Source organism: Nocardiopsis moroccensis, from assembly GCF_055763695.1.
Window position 1 is genome coordinate 2906845 of record NZ_CP199747.1, and the last position, 18317, is coordinate 2925161.

Annotated in this window: 14 protein-coding genes, 3 tRNA genes and 1 pseudogene; 8 read left to right on the top strand and 10 right to left on the bottom strand. The window is 72.4% G+C overall.

The genetic code is table 11. The annotated features are described in order from the left end of the window. The first annotated feature begins 89 nt into the window (after positions 1 to 89). Positions 90 to 1055 (top strand): SDR family NAD(P)-dependent oxidoreductase, encoded by a 966-nt coding sequence (locus ACUKCB_RS12935; protein WP_473040737.1) that lies wholly within the window; start codon positions 90 to 92, stop codon positions 1053 to 1055. A gap of 53 nt (positions 1056 to 1108) precedes the next feature. Here ACUKCB_RS12935 and ACUKCB_RS12940 read toward each other — a convergent pair whose 3' ends face one another. After that, on the bottom strand, positions 1109 to 1726 hold the full coding sequence (locus ACUKCB_RS12940) for a TetR/AcrR family transcriptional regulator (protein WP_473040738.1): 618 nt from the start codon (positions 1724 to 1726) through the stop codon (positions 1109 to 1111). 91 nt (positions 1727 to 1817) lie between these two features. Between ACUKCB_RS12940 and ACUKCB_RS12945 the strand changes: the two genes are divergently transcribed. Then, positions 1818 to 5144, top strand: coding sequence for a carboxyl transferase domain-containing protein (locus ACUKCB_RS12945; protein ID WP_473040739.1), 3327 nt, complete (start codon positions 1818 to 1820; stop codon positions 5142 to 5144). Here ACUKCB_RS12945 and ACUKCB_RS12950 read toward each other — a convergent pair. Beyond that, positions 5068 to 6321 (bottom strand): MFS transporter, encoded by a 1254-nt coding sequence (locus tag ACUKCB_RS12950; protein WP_473040740.1) that lies wholly within the window; start codon positions 6319 to 6321, stop codon positions 5068 to 5070. The genes ACUKCB_RS12945 and ACUKCB_RS12950 overlap by 77 nt on opposite strands. Before the next feature lie 60 nt (positions 6322 to 6381). On the opposite strand from ACUKCB_RS12950, the gene ACUKCB_RS12955 reads away from it, so the two are divergent. Further along, complete coding sequence (locus ACUKCB_RS12955) at positions 6382 to 6960, top strand: TetR family transcriptional regulator (protein ID WP_473040741.1); 579 nt, start codon at positions 6382 to 6384, stop codon at positions 6958 to 6960. A gap of 46 nt (positions 6961 to 7006) precedes the next feature. Here ACUKCB_RS12955 and ACUKCB_RS12960 read toward each other — a convergent pair whose 3' ends face one another. Further along, entirely contained in the window at positions 7007 to 7660 is a 654-nt protein-coding gene (locus tag ACUKCB_RS12960; protein WP_473040742.1) for a TetR/AcrR family transcriptional regulator, read from the bottom strand. A 322-nt stretch (positions 7661 to 7982) separates the two neighbouring features. Between ACUKCB_RS12960 and ACUKCB_RS12965 the strand changes: the two genes are divergently transcribed. Further along, positions 7983 to 9158, top strand: a complete 1176-nt coding sequence (locus ACUKCB_RS12965; protein ID WP_473040743.1) for an acyl-CoA dehydrogenase family protein — start codon at positions 7983 to 7985, stop codon at positions 9156 to 9158. A 67-nt stretch (positions 9159 to 9225) separates the two neighbouring features. Here the strand turns inward: ACUKCB_RS12965 and ACUKCB_RS12970 are convergent, their stop codons facing one another. The 3 genes from ACUKCB_RS12970 to ACUKCB_RS12980 form a co-directional block, all read right to left on the bottom strand. Next, on the bottom strand, positions 9226 to 9600 hold the full coding sequence (locus ACUKCB_RS12970; RefSeq protein WP_191273208.1) for an FKBP-type peptidyl-prolyl cis-trans isomerase: 375 nt from the start codon (positions 9598 to 9600) through the stop codon (positions 9226 to 9228). A 100-nt stretch (positions 9601 to 9700) separates the two neighbouring features. Then, complete coding sequence (gene manA / locus ACUKCB_RS12975; protein WP_473040992.1) at positions 9701 to 10885, bottom strand: mannose-6-phosphate isomerase, class I; 1185 nt, start codon at positions 10883 to 10885, stop codon at positions 9701 to 9703. A gap of 548 nt (positions 10886 to 11433) precedes the next feature. After that, positions 11434 to 11985 (bottom strand): TetR/AcrR family transcriptional regulator, encoded by a 552-nt coding sequence (locus ACUKCB_RS12980; RefSeq protein ID WP_452548490.1) that lies wholly within the window; start codon positions 11983 to 11985, stop codon positions 11434 to 11436. 179 nt (positions 11986 to 12164) lie between these two features. Here ACUKCB_RS12980 and ACUKCB_RS12985 point away from each other — a divergent pair, with 179 nt between their 5' ends. Next, entirely contained in the window at positions 12165 to 13856 is a 1692-nt protein-coding gene (locus ACUKCB_RS12985; protein ID WP_473040744.1) for an MFS transporter, read from the top strand. Between the two features lie 128 nt (positions 13857 to 13984). On the opposite strand, the gene ACUKCB_RS12990 is transcribed toward ACUKCB_RS12985, so the two are convergent. After that, on the bottom strand, positions 13985 to 15175 hold the full coding sequence (locus tag ACUKCB_RS12990; protein ID WP_473040745.1) for a molybdopterin molybdotransferase MoeA: 1191 nt from the start codon (positions 15173 to 15175) through the stop codon (positions 13985 to 13987). 205 nt (positions 15176 to 15380) lie between these two features. Between ACUKCB_RS12990 and ACUKCB_RS12995 the strand changes: the two genes are divergently transcribed. The 3 genes from ACUKCB_RS12995 (at position 15381) to ACUKCB_RS13005 (ending at position 15652) form a co-directional block, all read left to right on the top strand. Next, positions 15381 to 15453: transfer RNA gene (locus ACUKCB_RS12995), tRNA-Gly, on the top strand. A gap of 41 nt (positions 15454 to 15494) precedes the next feature. After that, positions 15495 to 15565, top strand: a tRNA-Cys gene (locus ACUKCB_RS13000). A gap of 13 nt (positions 15566 to 15578) precedes the next feature. Beyond that, positions 15579 to 15652: transfer RNA gene (locus ACUKCB_RS13005), tRNA-Val, on the top strand. Between the two features lie 755 nt (positions 15653 to 16407). On the opposite strand, the pseudogene ACUKCB_RS13010 reads toward ACUKCB_RS13005, so the two are convergent. The 3 genes and pseudogenes from ACUKCB_RS13010 to ACUKCB_RS13020 form a co-directional block, all read right to left on the bottom strand. Beyond that, positions 16408 to 16620, bottom strand: a pseudogene (locus ACUKCB_RS13010) (chromate transporter); the annotation flags it as partial. 177 nt (positions 16621 to 16797) lie between these two features. After that, a complete protein-coding gene (locus ACUKCB_RS13015; RefSeq protein WP_473040746.1) occupies positions 16798 to 17442 on the bottom strand; it encodes an arsenate reductase ArsC in 645 nt (214 codons plus the stop codon). Then, on the bottom strand, positions 17439 to 18119 hold the full coding sequence (locus ACUKCB_RS13020; RefSeq protein ID WP_473040747.1) for an arsenate reductase/protein-tyrosine-phosphatase family protein: 681 nt from the start codon (positions 18117 to 18119) through the stop codon (positions 17439 to 17441). Before ACUKCB_RS13020 ends, ACUKCB_RS13015 begins: the two co-directional genes overlap by 4 nt. Between the last annotated feature and the right edge of the window lie 198 nt (positions 18120 to 18317).

Genomic DNA, 18317 nt, shown 5'->3' on the forward strand with positions numbered 1-18317 from the left:
GCCGCCTCCGTGCGGCCCTCCGGGGGACGTCCCGGCTCCGGGTCACGGTCCTTGACCTGGAGCGCGCTCCAGCTCCTAGCGTGAGCCGCATGAGCACACGACAGAGCAGGATCGGCTCCGGCCACGGTATGCGCAGCACCGCGGCCGAGGTCCTCGACGGCACCGACCTGACCGGGAAGGTCGCCCTGGTGACCGGCGGCCACTCGGGGATCGGACTGGAGACCACACGGGCCCTCGCGGGGGCGGGCGCCCGCGTGGTCGTCCCGGCGCGCAGGCCCGGCCAGGCGGAGGAGGCTCTCGCGCGGATCCCGGGCACGGAGGTCGGCGAGCTGGACCTGGCCGACCTGCGGAGCGTTCGCGCGTTCGCGGACGCCTTCCCACACGAGCGGATCGACCTGGTGGTCAACAGTGCGGGGATCATGGGCTGCCCGCGCACCGTGGTCGGCCCCGGCTGGGAGGCCCAGTTCGCCGTCAACCACCTGGGGCACTTCGCCCTGGTCAACCGATTGTGGCCGAGGATCGCGAACGGCGGCGGGCGGGTGGTCTCGGTGGCCTCCTCCGGACACCACGCCTCCGGTGTCCGCTGGGACGACCCGTGGTTCGCGCGGGGCTACGACCGCTGGACGGCCTACGGCCAGGCCAAGACCGCGAACGTCCTCTTCGCCGTGCACCTGGACCGGCTCGGCAGCGGCCACGGGGTCCGGGCCTTCTCCCTGCACCCCGGCGCGATCCTCACCCGGTTGCAGCGGCACATGACCACCGAGGAGATGGTCGAACGAGGGTGGATCGACGAGCAGGGAAACACGGTCAACCCCACCTTCAAGACCCCCGAGCAGGGCGCGGCCACCCAGGTGTGGGCGGCCACCTCCGCCCGACTCGTGGGGATGGGCGGCCTGTACTGCGAGAACGCCGACATCGCCGAACTCCCGGAGCGGGCGGACCCGGAGCGGGGCGAGCGAGGGGTCGCCGCCCACGCCAACGACCCCGAACAGGCCGAACGGCTGTGGGCCTGGTCGGCCGAGCTGACCGGCGAGGACGCCTTCGCCCACGGCTGAGCCCACCCGGGGCGTCCCCACGGCCGGGGGCGCCCCCGCCGCCCCCGGCCCCGTCACCTCTCCGGGAGCCCCAGCAGGCGGAGGTACATCGCGGTCAGTTCCCGGGCGGCCCGGTCCCGGTCGCCCGGGCAGGAGGCGAGGCCGCCGGCGAAGGCCGCGATCATGCCTCCGGCCGCCCGGGCGACCGCCTCCGGGGAGGCCGCCGGGTCCGCCACCCCCCGCTCCACCAGGCGCCGGGTGTAGCGGGCGGAGCGGCGGCGGGGCAGGCCGTGGATCTCCTCCCACAGCTCCCCCATCGCCGGGTCGGACAGCGACTGGTGCTGGAGCACGGTGACGAACGCGAGGTTCTCCGTGTAGGCGTCCAGGAAGGCGGTGACGGTCGCCCGGACCACCGCGTACGGGTCGTCGGCGTCGATCCCGTCGAGTTCCTGGCTGGCCAGGAACCGGTCCCGCACCCCCTCGGCCAGGACCGCGAACACTTCCTCCTTGGAGGCGAAGTACACGTAGAAGGTGGCCCGGCCGACCCCGGCCCCGGCGGTGATCCCCGCGACGGTCGTGCGCGCGTAGCCGTTGCGTTCGAACACCCTCCGCGCCGCCGTGAGCAGGGCCGCGCGGGTGGCGCTGTCGGCTCGGTCGTGCTTGACGCGGGTCGCCCACTCCTTCTTCTCCATGGGGGCGAGTATCCCAGAACCACAATCGTTGACATCAATGTCAACGGGGGTGCAGACTCGGTTCACCCACCGGCCGAGGAAGGGGACCCCCGTGTCCGAACCCACCCGCCTGCTCGTCGCCAACCGGGGTGAGATCGCCGTGCGCGTGCTCCGGGCCGCCGCCTCCCTGGGGATCGGCACCGTCGCCGTGTACGCGGCGGAGGACTCCAGGGCCGCCCACGTCCGCCTCGCCGACCAGGCCCGCCCGCTCGGCTCCGCGGGCCCCGCCTCCTATCTGGACGGCGAACGGCTGGTCGCCGTGGCCCGTGAGACGGGTTGCCGACTCGTCCATCCCGGCTACGGCTTCCTCAGCGAGAACGCCGACTTCGCCGAACTGTGCGCCGCCTCCGGCCTGGTCTTCGTGGGCCCCTCCCCCGAGACGCTCTCCCTGTTCGGCGACAAGGCACGCGCGCGGGCCCTGGCCGAGAGCCTCGGCGTCCCCGTCCTGCCCGGCACCTTCGGCGCGACCTCCCTGGAGGAGGCCGAGGCCTTCCTGGGACGGCTCGGCCCCGGCGGGGCGGTGATGGTCAAGGCCCTGGCGGGCGGCGGCGGGCGCGGCATCCGCGCGGTCACCGACCCGGCGGACCTGGCCTTCGCCTACGAGCGCTGCCGTTCGGAGGCCGAACACGCCCTCGGGCACGGCGACCTCTACGTGGAACGGCTGTTGCGACGCGTCCGGCACGTCGAGGTCCAGGTGCTCGGGGACGGCACCGGTGCCGTGACCCACCTGTGGGAGCGCGAGTGCAGTATCCAGCGCCGCCACCAGAAACTGGTCGAAACCGCCCCCGCCCCGGGCCTGCCCGAAGAACTCCGCCGGCGGCTGCTCCACGCCGCCCTCACCCTCGCCCGCGAGGTCTCCTACTCCGGCCTGGGCACCTTCGAGTTCCTCGTCGGGGCTCCCGGGACCGCCGAGGACTCCGGCACCCCCGCCTTCCACTTCGTCGAGGCCAACCCGCGCCTACAGGTCGAGCACACCGTCACCGAGGAGGTCACCGGGGTCGACCTGGTCACCGCCCAGATCGAGGTGGCGCTGGGCCGCACCCTGGCCGAACAGGGCCTCGGGCAGGAGGACGTTCCCGCTCCGCGCGGCTACGCCGTCCAGGCCCGGGTCAACCTGGAGACCACCGGCGCCGACGGGGCGGCGCTCCCCTCCTCCGGGACGCTGACCGCCTTCGCCCCGCCCACCGGCCCGGGGGTCCGGGTGGACACCCACGGAGCGGTCGGGCACACCGCCGGGGACGGCTTCGACCCGCTGCTGGCCAAGGTGGTCGCGCACGCCCCGCGCGGCGGGCTGACCGCCGCCGCCGACCGGGCCGAGCGGGCCCTGGCCGAGTTCACCGTGGCCGGGGCCGACACCGACATCGCCTTCCTGCGGGCGGTGCTGCGCCACCCCGATTTCCGTTCCGGAACCGCCACCACCGCCTTCGTCGGCGAGCACCTCACCGAACTCCTCGCCGCGGCCGGGACCGCCACCGCCGAAACACCGGACGGGGGCTCCGGCACCGGCCTCACCGCGCCCTTCGCCGCGACGGTCGTCTCGGTCGAAGCCGAACCCGGCGACCGGGTCCGGGCCGGGGCTCCCCTGGTGGTGCTCCAAGCGATGAAGCTGGAGCACGTGTTGGCCGCACCCGCCTCCGGGACGGTCGGCGAGGTCCGCACCGTGGTCGGGGCCGCCGTCGGCGAGGGCGAGGACCTGCTCGGGTTCGCCCCGGACGGTGCCGAGGAGGAGGCGGGGCCGGCCGAGGACGGCGTCGACCCCGACCACATCCGCCCCGACCTGGCCGAGGTGCTCGAACGCCACGCGATGGGCACCGACGAGCGCCGCCCCGAGGCGGTGGCCAAACGGCACCGCCTGGGCCGGCGCACCGCCCGGGAGAACATCGCCGACCTGTGCGGGGACGGCGGATTCACCGAGTACGGGGCGCTGGCCGTCGCCGCGCAGCGCGGCCGCCGCTCCGACGAGGACCTGGCCGCCAACACCCCCGCCGACGGCATGGTCACCGGGATCGGCCGGGTCAACACCGACCGGCACGGCGACGGGACGGGGGACGGAGCCGGTGCGCGGCGCGGCGGTCGGTCCGCGGACGGACCGGACTACGGCACCGACTGCGTGGTCATGTCCTACGACTACACCGTCATGGCCGGGACGCAGGGCGTGATCAACCACCGCAAGACCGACCGCATGCTGGAACTCGCCCACCGGCGCGGGCTCCCGGTCGTGCTCTTCGCTGAGGGCGGCGGCGGCCGCCCCGGGGACATCGATCCCAACACCGCCTCCGCCCTGGGCGTCACCACGTTCTCCGCCATGGGCCGCCTCAGCGGCCGGGTCCCCACCGTGGGGGTGGCCTCGGGCCGCTGCTTCGCGGGCAACGCCGCCCTGTTGGGCTGCTGCGACGTGGTCATCGCCACCCGCGACGCCACGATCGGCATGGGCGGGCCCGCGATGATCGAGGGCGGCGGGCTGGGCGTCCACCGCCCCGAGGAGGTGGGCCCGGTCGGGGTCCAGGAGCCCAACGGGGTGATCGACCTGCTCGTGGAGGACGATGCGGCGGCCGTGCGCGCGGCGCGCGACTACCTGTCCTACTTCCAGGGCCCCGTCGGCGACTGGGAGGCCGCCGACCAGCGGCTGCTGCGCCACGTCGTCCCGGAGAACCGGTTGCGCGCCTACGACGTCCGCCGCGCTGTCCACACCCTGGCCGACACCGGCTCCGTGCTGGAGCTGCGCCGCCGCTTCGGGCCGGGCGTGGTCACCGCCCTGGTGCGGATCGAGGGGCGGCCGATGGGCCTGATCGCCAACGACCCCGGCCACCTGGGCGGCGCCATCGATGCCGACGGCGCGGACAAGGCCGCCCGGTTCCTGCAGTTGTGCGACGCCCACGGGCTCGCCGTGCTCTCTCTGTGCGACACCCCGGGGTTCATGGTCGGCCCGGACGCCGAACGCACCGCCACCGTCCGGCATTTCTCCCGGTTGTTCCTGATCGGTTCCCAACTGCGTGTTCCGATGGTGACCGTGGTGCTGCGCAAGGCCTACGGCCTGGGCGCCCAGGCCATGGCCGGCGGCCACCTGCGCGCCCCCGTCGCCGGCCTGGCCTGGCCCAGCGGGGAGCTCGGCCCGATGGGGTTGGAGGGAGCGGTCCGGTTGGGGTTCCGCAAGGAGCTGGCGACCGTCGAGGACCCCCGGGAGCGGGAGGCCACCTTCGACGCCCTGCTCGCCGCGGCCTACGAGCGCGGCAGGGCGACCAGCGCGGCCTCGGTGTTCGAGCTGGACGACGTGATCGACCCAGCCCAGACCCGGGCCCGGGTCATCGCGGCCCTGGCCGGGGCCCTGGCGACGGACGGTCCCGGAGAACGGTCCGGCCGCTACGTCGACGCCTGGTGACCAGCAACGCCAGGGCCAGACCGGACCCGGCGGTCAGGGCCGCGGCCACCGGCACCACCCCTGCGCCGACGGCCACGGCGGCCCCGCCGACCGACCCGCCGAGGGCGGCGCCCGCGTACACCGCGCTGCTGAGCACCGCCATCACCGGGGTCGCGTCCCGTTGCCCGGCCCGGTCCAGGGTGAGCGCCTGCACCGTGGTAGGCACCGCCCAGGCCGCCGTGGACCAGCACACCAGCAGTACCGCGGCCATCCCGACCGGAACCGGGGCGAACGTCCACAGGAGCGCGAAGGCGGCCATGGTCAGGCAGAAGGCGGTGCAGGCCAGCCCGAACGCCCTGCGCGCGCCGATCCGGTCCACCATCCGGCCCGCGTACCGGGTCCCGACCACACCACCGGTCCCGGCGGCGATCAGCAGCACGGCCAGTTGGCGAGGACCCGTTCCGGAGAGCCCGTCGAGGAAGGGCGCCAGGTAGGTCTGAAAGGCCAGGTTGCCCGCGACCACCAGGACGGTGGCCGCCAGCAGACCCGTGACGGCGCGGTCGAGCAGCGGCCGCAGGAACGCCCCCTGTCCGGCGCGGACCGCTGTCGCCGGGCCCGGACCCGTTCGCCGCCGCGGCGGCGCCTCCGCGCCCGGTAGCGACCGTGCCACCAGGACCAGGGCGAGCGCGCCGAGCAGCCCGCAGAACACGAACGTGGCCCGCCAGCCGAAGACGGCGCCGACCCACGTCCCGACCGGTACTCCCAACAGGACCGCACCGGTCAGGCCGGTCATCACCGTGGCCAGGTACCGCCCCCTGCGCCCCTCGGGCGCCCGTTCCGCCGCTTCGGCAAGCGCGGCGGGCAGCACCACGGCGGCGGCCAGCGCCGCGACCGCCCTCAGCACCATCAGCACCGGGTAGTCGTCGACCCACAGCACCACCAGATTGGCGGGGGTGAACACGGCCAGGGCGGCCGGCAGGACCCGCCGCAGCGGCAGCCCGGCGAGCAGGACCGCCCAGAGCGGCGCGGCGAGGGCGTAGACCAGGGAGTAGACGGTGACCAGTTGGCCCGCGGCCGCCTCGGAGGTCCCGGTGTCCGAGGCGATGGCGGGCAGGACCCCGACGACGATGAAGTCGTCGGTCTGCACGGTGAAAGCGGCCAGGGACAGGGCGGTCAGCCAGAGGGGAGGACAGCGCATGAAATGAGGGTAACAAGTGTTACCTAAATCCGTGTGCCAGAGTTGGCCCAGGAGGTGGACATGGCCCGGAAAGCTGACCCCGCAAGGCGCCGCGAGGTTCTGGACGCCGTCATCGAACAGCTCGCGCACACCGGGATCACCGGTTTCACCCTGCGCGGCCTCGCCCAGGGCCTGGGCCAGAGCACACGCGTGTTGACCCACCACTTCGCCGACCGCGAGGAGCTGCTCTCCGCGGTCCTGGCCCGCCTGGACGAGCGCCAGCACCGGGCGCTGCTCGCCACGAAGGGCTGGGAGGACCCGGCGGTCCCGGTCAGCGGTATCGTCCGGGACGCCTGGCGGCGGGGGCTCGGCGAGGAACTGCCCATGACCCGGCTCATCCGGGAGATCGAGGGGCTCGCCGCCTCGGGCCGTCTGCCCGCGGCCGGCGCGGGGTTCGTGCGCGGGCGCGCGGAGTTCGTCGCCTCCTGCCTGACCCTGCGCGGGGTCCCCGAGGACCGGGCGCTCAGCCTGGCCACCCTGCTGAACTCGGCGTTCTCCGGCTTGGAGACCGACTACCTCGTCACCGGCGACCGGGGACGCGGCGAGGCCGGACTCGACCTGCTCTGCGCGTGGATCGACTCGATGGCCCCCGCCCCCTGACCCGGGGCGCGAACCCGCCCGGATCCGCCCGGACCCGCCTCGCGGCTCAGTGCCCGGCGCCGTCCCCGGCGGAGCTCCGGACCCGGTCGTAGACGGGGACCAGACCGTCGAGGAAGGCCGTCAGCGCCAGCTCGAAGCTGTCCTCGTCGATCTCCGCGGCGACCTCGGGCAGCCGGTGGGCCTGCGACAGGTTTGGGTACCGGTCCTGGTAGACCCGGACGTCGTCGTCGAACCCGCGCGCGAAGGAGTTGGTCGCGGCGCCCACCACCAGGTACTTGGTGGAGGCCCCGATCATCGTGGCGTAGCGGGGCGGCCAGCCCGCGCTCACGAGCCCGCCGTGCACGGCGTCGGCGCGGCGCAGCGCCTCCTCCCGGCGGCCGGGTCCGGCGGCGATCACCGGGAGCAGGTTCGGGTGCTCGGCCAGGGCCCTCCGGTAGGAGCGGGCCCATCCGGCCAGGCCCCCGCGCCAGTCGCCGCCCTCGAAACCGGACACGTCGATGTGTGTGGTGACCACCTCGGCGACCTCGCTGAGCAGCTCCTCCTTGGTGCGGTAGTGGCTGTAGAGCGAGGCGGCCTGGACGGCCAGCTCCTGGGCGAGCTTGCGCATGGACAGCTGTTCCAGCCCGTCCCGGTCGATGAGCGTGAGCGCGGCCTCGCGGATCGCCGGTTTGCTCAGCATCGGTGTCTTGGGTCGGGCCACGGAAAGGCTCTCCTTCTGCACTGCGCCGTCGGGCCGGTCCGTCCGGCATCCGCGCCGATCATCGCACGGCGTGTTCCGTATTCTGCCGCTCGGCGGCCCCCACCGCGGCCCGCCCACCCCTGCGCCACGACCCGTCTTCCCGCCGGGGACCGCCCGGGATCGGCCCGGAACCCCGCGGGACCTGCCGGAACGGCCCACTCCCCCCGGGGGGATCAGTGGTTCCACCTGCCACCTCACACCGTTCGGTTCCACCCTTGCGCGGGCAAGGGGGCACAACGTACCCTCAAATAACCGAACAGCGTTAGGTTACTTGGGAGCAGCCGTGATCGATTTCTCACTGAGCGAAGAGCAGCGCGCCGTCCAGAGTTGGGTGCGAACCTTCGTCGAGCGGGAGCTGATGCCGCTGGAGAACGAGGTGCTGCGCCGCGAGCGCGAGGGCCACCCGCCCGGCCTGACCCGGGAGGAGAACAACCGGCTGCGCGCACTGGCCCGCAAGTCGGACTTCTGGGGGGTCGCCACCCCGGAGGAGTACGGCGGCATGGGGCTGGACGCGATCAGCGAGGCCCTCATCGAGATCGAACTCGGCCGGACCTTCCTCACCTTCAAATTCGGCGGTGAGGCCGACAACATCCTCTACTACGCCAACGAGGAGCAGAAGCGCCGCTACCTGCTGCCCACCATCGAGGGCGAGCGCAAGTCCTGCTTCGCCATCACCGAGCCGAACGCGGGCTCCGACGCCAAGGCCATCCGCGCCAAGGCCGTCCGCGACGGCGACGAGTGGGTGATCAACGGTGAGAAGACCTTCATCACCGGCGGCAACGAGGCCGACTTCGCCATGGTCTTCGCGGTCACCGACCCCGAGAAGGGCGCCAACGGCGGGGTGACCTGTTTCCTCGTCGACCGCGACATGGGCTGGACCTCCGAGCCCATCGACACCATGGGCGAGCGCCGCCCGGCCGCCCTGATCTTCCAGGACGTGCGCGTCCCGCACGAGAACATCCTCGGCGAGGAGGGGTACGGCTTCTCCCTCGCCATGAAGTGGATCGGCAAGGGCCGCTACCTGCTGCCCGCCCGCGCGCTGGGCGGTTGCGAGCGCCTGCTCGACATGGCCGTCGACTACTCCAAGACCCGCGAGACCTTCGGCGCGCCCATCGCGGACCGGCAGGCCATCCAGTGGATGATCGCCGACTCCCAGACCGAGATCGAGGCGCTGCGCCTGCTGGTGCTGCACGCCGCCTGGCAGGTCTCCCAGGGCAAGGACTCGCGGCACGCCCAGTCGATCGCCAAGCTGTTCGGCGGCGTGAAGGCCAACGAGATCGTCGACCGCGTCATGCAGATCCACGGCGGCATGGGTTACACCCGCGAGCTGCCCATCGAGCGCTTCTACCGGGACGTCCGGCTGCTGCGCATCTTCGAGGGCACCGACGAGATCCAGCGCCGCACGATCGCCCGCGACCTGCTCAAGGGCCACGTGAAGGTGGGCGCAACCCTTGGGTAGCTAGCGGGAACAAGGGAGGGCCCGTGCCGCGTGCGCCAGCGCGGCACGGGCCCTTGTGCTCGGAGACCTAGTTGACGTCGACCAGGTCGACGACGAACACCAGGGTCTCGCCCGGCTTGATGACGCCGCCGGCGCCACGGTCGCCGTAGGCCAGGTGCGGCGGGATGACCAGCTGACGGCGGCCGCCGACGCGCATGCCCATGACGCCCTGGTCCCAGCCGGAGATGACCTGACCGGAGCCCAGCCGGAAGCGCAGGGGCTCGCCACGGTTCCAGCTGGCGTCGAACTCCTCACCGGAGGAGTGCGCGACGCCGACGTAGTGCACGCTGACGGTGCTGCCGTGCCCGGCCTGGTCGCCCTCGCCGACCGTGATGTCGGTGATCTCCAGGTCCGCGGGCGGCGGGCCCTCGATGAAGTCGATCTCGGGACGCTCGAGCGCCATGGTGGGGTCCCCCTCTTGGAAACACGTGGACAGAAGGGCCCAGGCTATCGGTGGTGCCCGGTGTTCTCTGCCAGTCCCGTCGGGTGCCCCGCCCCGGCCCTCAGTGCTCCCCGACGGTGGCGGCGACGACGTGGCCGTGGCCCTCGACCTTGATGGGTCCGCTGTCGGCCTGGACGAACACGGACTCCCCGCGGCGCAGGGTGACCCCCTCGCCGACCTCGGCGACCAGGTCCACGTTGCCGTGCAGCGCCAGGACCACGGTGGGGCCGTCGCCGGGCAGGTGGGCGGCGATCCGGCCGGGGCCGATCTCGTGCAGGGCGAACTCGGGGGCGGACGGGCGGAACTCGCGGCGGCCGTCCAGGAAACCGGGCTGGGCGTACGGGATCGGCAGTACGGAGAAGTCCACCACGTCGAGCAGCTCCGGGGCGTCGACGTGCTTGGCGGTCAGACCGGCGCGGAGCACGTTGTCGGAGCTGGCCATCACCTCGACCGCGGTGCCCTGGAGGTAGGCGTGCAGGTTGCCCGCGGGGAGGAAGAGGGCCTGCCCGGGCCACAGGGTGACCCGGTTCAGCAGGAGCGCGGCGACCGCGCCGGGATCGCCGGGGTAGCGGTCGGCCAGGTCCACGACGATCTCGGCGTGGGCGCCGCGTCTGCCCCTGCCGGACCACTCCCGGACGAAGTCGCCGATCAGTCGGCCGCGGTCGGCTTCGGGAAGCGTCAGCAGGCGGGTGAGCGCGGCCCGGAGCGCGCCGTGGGTGTCGGCGGCGGACAGGTCCCGGCGCAGCAGGTCGGCCAGTTCGTTGTCCAGGCCGATGAGGTCGGCGACGGTGGCGGCGGGCTCACGGAAGCCGCACAGCGCCTCGAAGGGTTCCAGGGCAAGGAGCAGTTCGGGTTTGTGGTGGGGGTCCCGGTAGTTGCGGTGGGGTGCGTCGACCGGGATCCCGGCGCGTTCCTCGGCCTCGTAGCCGGAGCGGGCCCGGGCCGCGTCGGGGTGCACCTGGAGGGAGAGCGGCGCCTCGGCGGCCAGGTACTTGAGGAGGTAGGGCAGGCGGGCGCCGAAGCGTTCGGCGGTGCCGGGGCCGAGCACGCGGCGGGGGTCCTCCGCGATCAGGCCGGGCAGGGGCCGGGGACCGCCGTCGCAGTGGGCGGTGCTGGGGGCGCCGTGGTGGGCGCCCAGCCACAGCTCCGCCTGCGGCGTGCCGTCGGGCTCGGTTCCCAACAGGCGCGGGATGGCGGTGCGCGCTCCCCAGGCGTACGGCCGTACCTGGTTGGTGAGCCTGTGCATCCGCTCCCCGCTCTCCCGTGTGCGTGTCCTCACCCCGTGGACGCTCCGGCGGGGTGTGAACAGTCTTGCCAAGGGAAGCCTCCCGTTCGACACGGCACGCCCCGCATATCGAGGTAGTGCACACCTCACCTCGCCAGTTCGGCGGGCTTCCGAGGTGCCCGGAGCCCGGTAGCGGCAACGAAGTTACTGGGAAGTAAACCACGTTCCGGGACACGTGAACAGCACCACACCGTCACCTTCCAGAGACAACCACCGGCACCTGTGGGCAAGGGTCCTCGACACCGTCCGCGCCCGGCGCCCGGCACTCGTCCCCGCGCAATACCCGCCCCCGGGCGGCGGAAAACGGAACGCCCCGCCGAGGCCGGGGCCACCGGGACGTACCGACCACGATGATCCCAGAAGCCGCGAGGAGGACGGCCCGTGCGACTGCGCCGGAGCGGCCCGGAGGACACCCCCGGAGCTGCCGGGGATGTTCGGCGAGGCCGTCGCGTGGCTGACCGGGCGGGGTGGGGTCCGGGTGCCGCGGGACCGGCTCCGACCGGACCCGCTCAGCGCTTGCGGCGCACCCGGTCCGACTCCTCGACCAGCCGGTCGATCATCCGCCGGGTGAGCTCGGGGTCGGGCCTGGGCAGCCCGGCGATCTCGGCCATGTACAGGCCGTCGCCGGCGCGGAGGATGGTCTCCGCCAGGACCGGGTCGGTCAGTTCCTCGTGCAGCAGCTCGCCCCAGTGGGTGAACAGGTACTGCACGTAGCGGACCGACTCCTCCCCCAGATCCTCGTGGCTGCGCAGGGCGGCGATGACCGACCAGTACAGCTCCCTCTCCTCGGTGCTCTGCGGCGTCGAGGTGCGCAGGAAGACCCGGACCACCCCCTCCTCGCTCTCCCTGGCCTCGGCGAACTCGGCCTCGGCCAGTTCACCGAGGCGTTTGACCAGTCCGTCCATCAGGTCCGCCTTGGACGGGAAGTGGTAGAGCAGGCCGCCCTTGGACACCTCGGCCGCCCTGGCGACGGCCTCCAGGGTCACCGAGGAGTAGCCGTCGCTGATCAGGATGTCCTGCAGGGCGTCGAGGATGCGCTCGCGTGTGTTCGATGTGCTCACGATTGACACTGTACCGGCTGGACGGTACTGTACCGTCTGGACGGTTGAAGAGTCCCGAGCCGTGTCCTCACCCTCGGTCGACCAGACTTCCCGCCCCGCCCGGATGGCACCGACACCCCTCCGGGCCCCGCACGCCCCTCACTCCGAGCGGCGCGACACCCACCGACCGAGAGGGAAAGATGAGTTCCGCCGAGGCCGGCAACGGCACCACCCGCGCGCACGGGGACCACGGGGGCCCGCCCGCGCTCGCGGGACCGCGCGAGTGGGCGGCACTCGCCGTCCTGGTCCTGCCCGTCGTCCTGATCTCGGTCGACATGACCGTGCTCGGGTTCGCCGTGCCCGCCCTGAGCGAGGCACTGAAACCCACCTCGGGCCAGCTGCTGTGGATCATCGACATCTACGGCTTCGTCCTGGCCGGGCTGCTGATCACCATGGGGTCGCTCGGCGACCGGATCGGACGGCGCCGCCTGCTCATGGCCGGGTCGGCCGCCTTCGGCACGGCCTCCCTGCTGGCCGCCTTCTCCCCCAACGCCGAGACCCTGATCCTCGCCCGGGCCCTGCTCGGCGTCGCGGGGGCCTCACTGATGCCCTCGACCCTGTCCCTGCTGCGCAACATCTTCCTGAACCCGCGCCAGCGGCTGCTGGCCATCGCGATCTGGGCCTCCGGGTTCTCCGGCGGCGCCGCCCTCGGCCCGATCCTGGGCGGCTGGCTCCTGGAGCACTTCTTCTGGGGCTCGGTCTTCCTGATCAACCTGCCCGTGATGGCGCTGATCCTGGGCCTGGTGCCGCTGCTGGTGCGCGAGTCCCGCAACCCCGACTCCAGCCGGATCGACCTGCTCAGCGTCGTGCTCTCGCTCGGCGCCATGCTGCCCGCCGTCTACGGCATCAAGAAGCTGGCCACCGAGGGCCCCGAACTCCTGCCGATCCTGTCCCTGGTGTTCGGCCTGGCCGTGGGCTACCTGTTCGTCCGGCGGCAGCGCGGGCTCAGGGACCCGCTGATCGACGTGGACCTGTTCCGGTCCCGAGTGTTCAGCGTGGCCGTGGTCACCAACCTGATGATCGTGTTCTCCATGGTGGGGTCGCTGTTCTTTCTCACCCAGTACCTGCAGCTGGTGCTCGGCGTCTCACCGATGCGCGCGGGCGTCGTGCTGCTGCCGGGGCTGGTCCTGTCGGTCGTGGCCAGCCTGATCGCCGCCCGGGTGGCGCGGCACCTGAGCCTGGCCACCGTGATCGGGGCCTCCCTGCTCGTGACGGCGACCGGGTTCGCCACCCTGGTGCTCACCCCCGCCGACGACGTCAGCCGCGGTATCGGCCTCGTGGTCACGGCCTTCCTGCTGATCGCCCTGGGTGCCGGTTTCGCCGAGACGCTCACCAACGGGGCGATCATGTCGGCCGCCCCGCCCAAGCGGGCGGGCGCCGCCTCCGCGATCTCCGAGACCGCCTACGAGCTGGGCGGGGCACTGGGCGTCGCGGTACTGGGCAGCGTCCTGACCGCGTTCTACCGCAACCACCTCACCGAGGTGGACGGGGTTCCCACCGACGCCACCGACGCGGCGCGGGAGACCCTGGGCGGGGCCGCCAACACCGCCGCCGACCTGGGCGGTACCAGCGGGGCGGCGCTGATGGACTCGGCACGGCTGGCGTTCACCGAAGGTATGCACCTGACCTCGGTCATCGCCGTGGTGATCGTGCTGGCGGCGGCGTTCCAGGCCTGGTTCCTGCTGCGCGGACGCGGCAACCCCGCGGTGGAGGCCCAGGAGCCCGAGGTGGTGCAGCACGGGCGATCCGAGGCCGCAGACGCCTCCGCGGACGGGGGCGACGGGACCCGGGAGACCCCCGCGGACACGGGCTCCGCCGAGACCGCGAGGTAGCCGCAGACCGCCTCCCGCAGACGTGCGGCGAGCCCGTCATGGAACGAACCGTTCGGCCCCCGGGAGAACCCCGGGGGCCGATCTGTGTCCGGGGACGGCCGGATCCCGGGAACGGACGGCGGAACGGTTCAGGGCAGCCGCAGCAGTTCCACCTCCGCGCCCGTCCAGCCGGGAGGCACCACCGCGTACGCCTCGGCCAGGGCCGCACCGCGCAGGCTGCCCGGCCGGTCGTGGCCGACCGGTTCGGCCCGGCCCTCCCGGAGCCGCACCGCGACCAGCCGGGTGTCCTCGGGCCTCGAACGCACCTCGCCGGAGAGCGGGGCCGTCCCCGCCCTCGTCGGGTCGGTGCGTCCGGACATCGCGCACAGCAGCGGCACCAGCAGCGTGAGGGAGGCCACCAGGGCGGCGTTCGGGTTGCCGGGCAGCCCCACGAACGCGGTGTTTCCGGCGCGGGCGAGCAGCTGCGGATGCCCCGGACGGCAGGCCACACCGTCCACCACTGGCTGCGCACCCGCCTCCCGCAGCACCCCGCGCAGGTGGTCGGCGGGGCCCTTCGAGGAGGACCCGCACACCACGACCACATCGGACCCGCCCTCGGTCAGGGCCTCGCCCAGGTCCCGGTAACCGTCGCCCAGCACCCGGGAGTGCTCCAGGTGCCCGCCGGCCCAGGCGACCAGGCCGGGCATCAGCGGGCCGATCGCGTCCCGCACCACACCCTCGCCGGGCAGCCCGCCCGTGGCGATCTCGTCCCCGGTGACCAGTACCGACACCGTCGGCAGGCGCACCGGAAGGCTGTCGTGGCCCAGGCTCGCGGCCAGTCCCAGCACCGCAGGGGCCACCTCGGTGCCCGCCTCCAGCACCGTCTCGCCCGGGGCGGTCTCCTCACCCGCCCAGCGCACGTGCCTGCCCCGGTGGGCCTCGCCCCGCACCCGGCCCTCGGCCGTCTCGGCCAGTTCGTAGGGCAGGACCGCCTCGGTCCCCTTCGGCACCCGGGCGCCCGTGGCGATCTCCACGGCCTCGCCCTCCCCCAGGCAGAGCCCGGCCACGGGGGTTCCGGCCAACTGGGTCCCCACCAGGGTCCACGGCCCCTCCCCCGCCACCGCGAACCCGTCCATCGCCGAGGCGTCGAAGGCGGGCGACCCCACCAGCGCCCTCAGGTCAGCGGCGAGCACACCGCCCAGGGCCCGTTCCAGCGGAAGGTCGCGCACCGGGGAGCGCAGCTCCTCCCCCAGCCGCCGGGCCACCTCGCGCGCCCGCGCCCACGAGGTGGCGCCGCGGTGACCACCGCACGCCGAACCGTCCGCCACGGGGATGTCCATGCCGCTCCGTCCGCTCCGCCCTCCGAGGGTGTGCCCCCTGTCTACCCGGGCCACACGAGGCGGACGCTACCGCCTGCGCGCACCTTCCAAGGCGACCGCCGCACCGCCCTCGACGAGCTCCGATTTGCCGTCTGTCGAATCTCCGCTAAAGTCTTTATCAGCAGCAAGGCGGGGCCCGCGCAAGCGGGGCCGGGCCGAGCAGCAAGCGGACGTGGCTCAGCTGGTAGAGCATCACCTTGCCAAGGTGAGGGTCGCGGGTTCGAATCCCGTCGTCCGCTCGGAGGAGACGTTGGGGCGGGAAACCGCCCCACGGATACTCGGTGGAGTGGCCGAGAGGCGAGGCAGCGGCCTGCAAAGCCGTCTACACGGGTTCAAATCCCGTCTCCACCTCCCAGTTCCACTGGGGCGATTAGCTCAGTTGGCTAGAGCACTACCTCGACACGGTAGGGGTCACAGGTTCGAGTCCTGTATCGCCCACAAGCAGCACCGCAGGTCAGAGAGTTATCTGGCTGTAGCGGCGAAGATGATCATCCCACTGTGGGAGATATCTGGGAGATCAACTTCGAAGCGGGTTCCTTCGGGAGCCCGCTTTCGCTGTTTCCACGGTAGTGCTCCTCGAGGATCGGCGCCATACCGAACAACCGGTCCCGCTCCCAGCAGGTGAGAGCGTCCACACTCCGCATCCATCGGTTCTCGGTGACCGTGAGCACGCTCTGCCCCCAAAGGCAAGACGTGAGCCGGCACCGATGACATCACCACGGCGCTGCACCTGATCGCGCAAGCCGCCCCCGCCCGCACCGAAGGCACCATGCTGCGCCCCTACGGATGGGTGCACTCAGATCCACCCCACCAGCCTGATCATCTGTGAGAACCGCGTGTACGCGCTTGACCTCGCCCGCGCCTTCGTGGCCCTGACCGGGCCCGGTCAGACAGAGGAAGTGGACGAGGCAGTGCTGACCACCAAGAGGAGCGAACCTGGCGAAGGACCGAACAAAGCAAAGGGACACACGGATCCAGACTTGTGCGCACCCATACCCTCTTGGCCAATTTCGAAGAGCCGTATTCGCTGCGGCCGATAACCAGCTATCCGAAGACACAGCATCCTGCATTTATCAGATCGGCTTGATACGCCGGAACAGATCAGGATAGATTCCCCTGATGGGTTTCTCGTCCGTGACCAGCCTGGCAAGTGACATACTCGTACTCTCCCCGGTGGCCGTTCTCATCGCCGCCACCTGGCTGGAGGCCGGGCCGGGCAGGAACTGGCACAGCGCCACCAGATCGGCGTAGGCGGACTCGCTGAGCCAACGGCGCCGCACCACGAAGGCGTCGCGGAAGTAGCCCAGGTGCGCGACCGGTCCGCCGAACGAGGTCACCCCCAGCAGGAGGAATGCACGGAAGACCTCGCCGACCGTGCCGTGCTCACCCGTGGCTCGGCTGCTCACCGCCGCCCCGTCCGTGTGCCCGCCGCTACGGGAGCCAGGGGCGTGTGCACAGTTCAACTCCTTCTCCGGGGAGATCCGACTCTCCGATATTGCCCGACGATATGGGAGAGCGTACGCACGGCCCGCCTGTGGGTCGCGTGCGGGTCCGAGACCACAGAGTAGGCCCGCAGGCCGCGTTCATACGGTGATCTCCAGTTCGGCCAGCAGCGCGCGGACCCGGTTCTCGACCTCGTCGCGGATCGACCGCACGGCGGTCAGCTCCTGGCCCTCGGGGTCGGCCAGCGTCCACTCCTCGTAACGCTTGCCCGGGAAGATCGGGCAGGCGTCCCCACAGCCCATGCTGACCACGAGGTCGGCGGCGCGCACCACCTCGTCGGTCCAGGGTTTGGGGAACTCACCCGAGATGTTGATGCCGACCTCCTTCATGGCCTCCACGGCGGCCGGGCTGACCTCCCGGCCCGGCTCGGTCCCACCCGACCAGGCGATCGCACGCTCCCCAGCCAGGTGTTGGAAGAAGCCCAGTGCCATCTGGCTGCGCCCGGCGTTGTGCGTGCACAGAAACAGCACGACGGGGCGCCCGTCGTCCACCTTGTGCTCGATCCGCGCCAGGGCGCCCAGGCGCTGGCGCGCGAAGCGTTCGGCCAGCAGCGGCAGGAACTGGGCGATGGTGGCCCGGGCCGCGAACTGGTCGTAGCTGGAGTGCAGGAACCTCTCGATGGTCTCGGTGTTGAACACCCCTGTGAACTCCTCGGCGAGGCGGCTGGAGGCGACCTTCAGGGCGTACTGCTGGTCGACGGTGAACTGGCGGGGCTGGGCGCTCATGGCGTTCCTTCCGGGTGGACGGCGGGTGCGAGCCGCTCGATGCGGTCGCTGATCTGGGCGAAGGCGTCCTCGAACGCCTCCTCGGTGCCGGCGCGCACCGGGTCGGGAACCGACCAGTGCAGCCGGGCGCGGGTACGGGGCAGTTCCTCGTGGGCGCTGTCGCAGACCGCCACCACCAGGTCGTCGGGGCGCAGCACGTCCTGGACATCGGCGGTGCGGTCAGCGTCGATGCGCAGACCGTGCCGATCCGCGGTGCTCAGGGCGCATTCGTGAACCTGCGGGTCGGGCCGGGTTCCGGCCGAGACAGCTGGAACGGAGCTGTGGTCCCGCCACAGGGCGACGGCCAGTTGGGAGCGGGCCGAGTTGCGGATACATACGAAGACCACACGCGGGGCGCGCAACAGGGAGGCCTGGACCAGGGCGCCGAGCACCTCAGGGCGCAGGCGGAGGTAGACGCGGCGGTGATCGGCCTCGGAGCGGGACCGGGTGACCAGTCCCGCCTCCTCCAGCGCACGCAGGTGGTGGGCGATGAGGTTGGACCGCATCTCTAACAGCTTGCCCAGCTCCGAGGGCGAGGCGTCGCCGGTGCACAGGGTGTCGGTGATGGCCAGACGGGCGGGGTCGGCCAGGGCGGCGTGAAGAGCGGCCCGACGTTCCAGAGAATACTCAATCTTCATTGAGTCAACAATCGCTGAGTTGAATCTGGAGGTCAATCGCTTTCACCAGGGGTACGTCCGGTGTTCGCACGGATGTCACTTCGTCCCGCGGTCACCACCACCCGACCCGGCCCGACACGTTCGCGCTCGCCCAGGTGAGCGCAGCGTTCCTGGACCGGTTCCACCAGCAGCCGCACACTCGTCGTTCCTACGCACAGG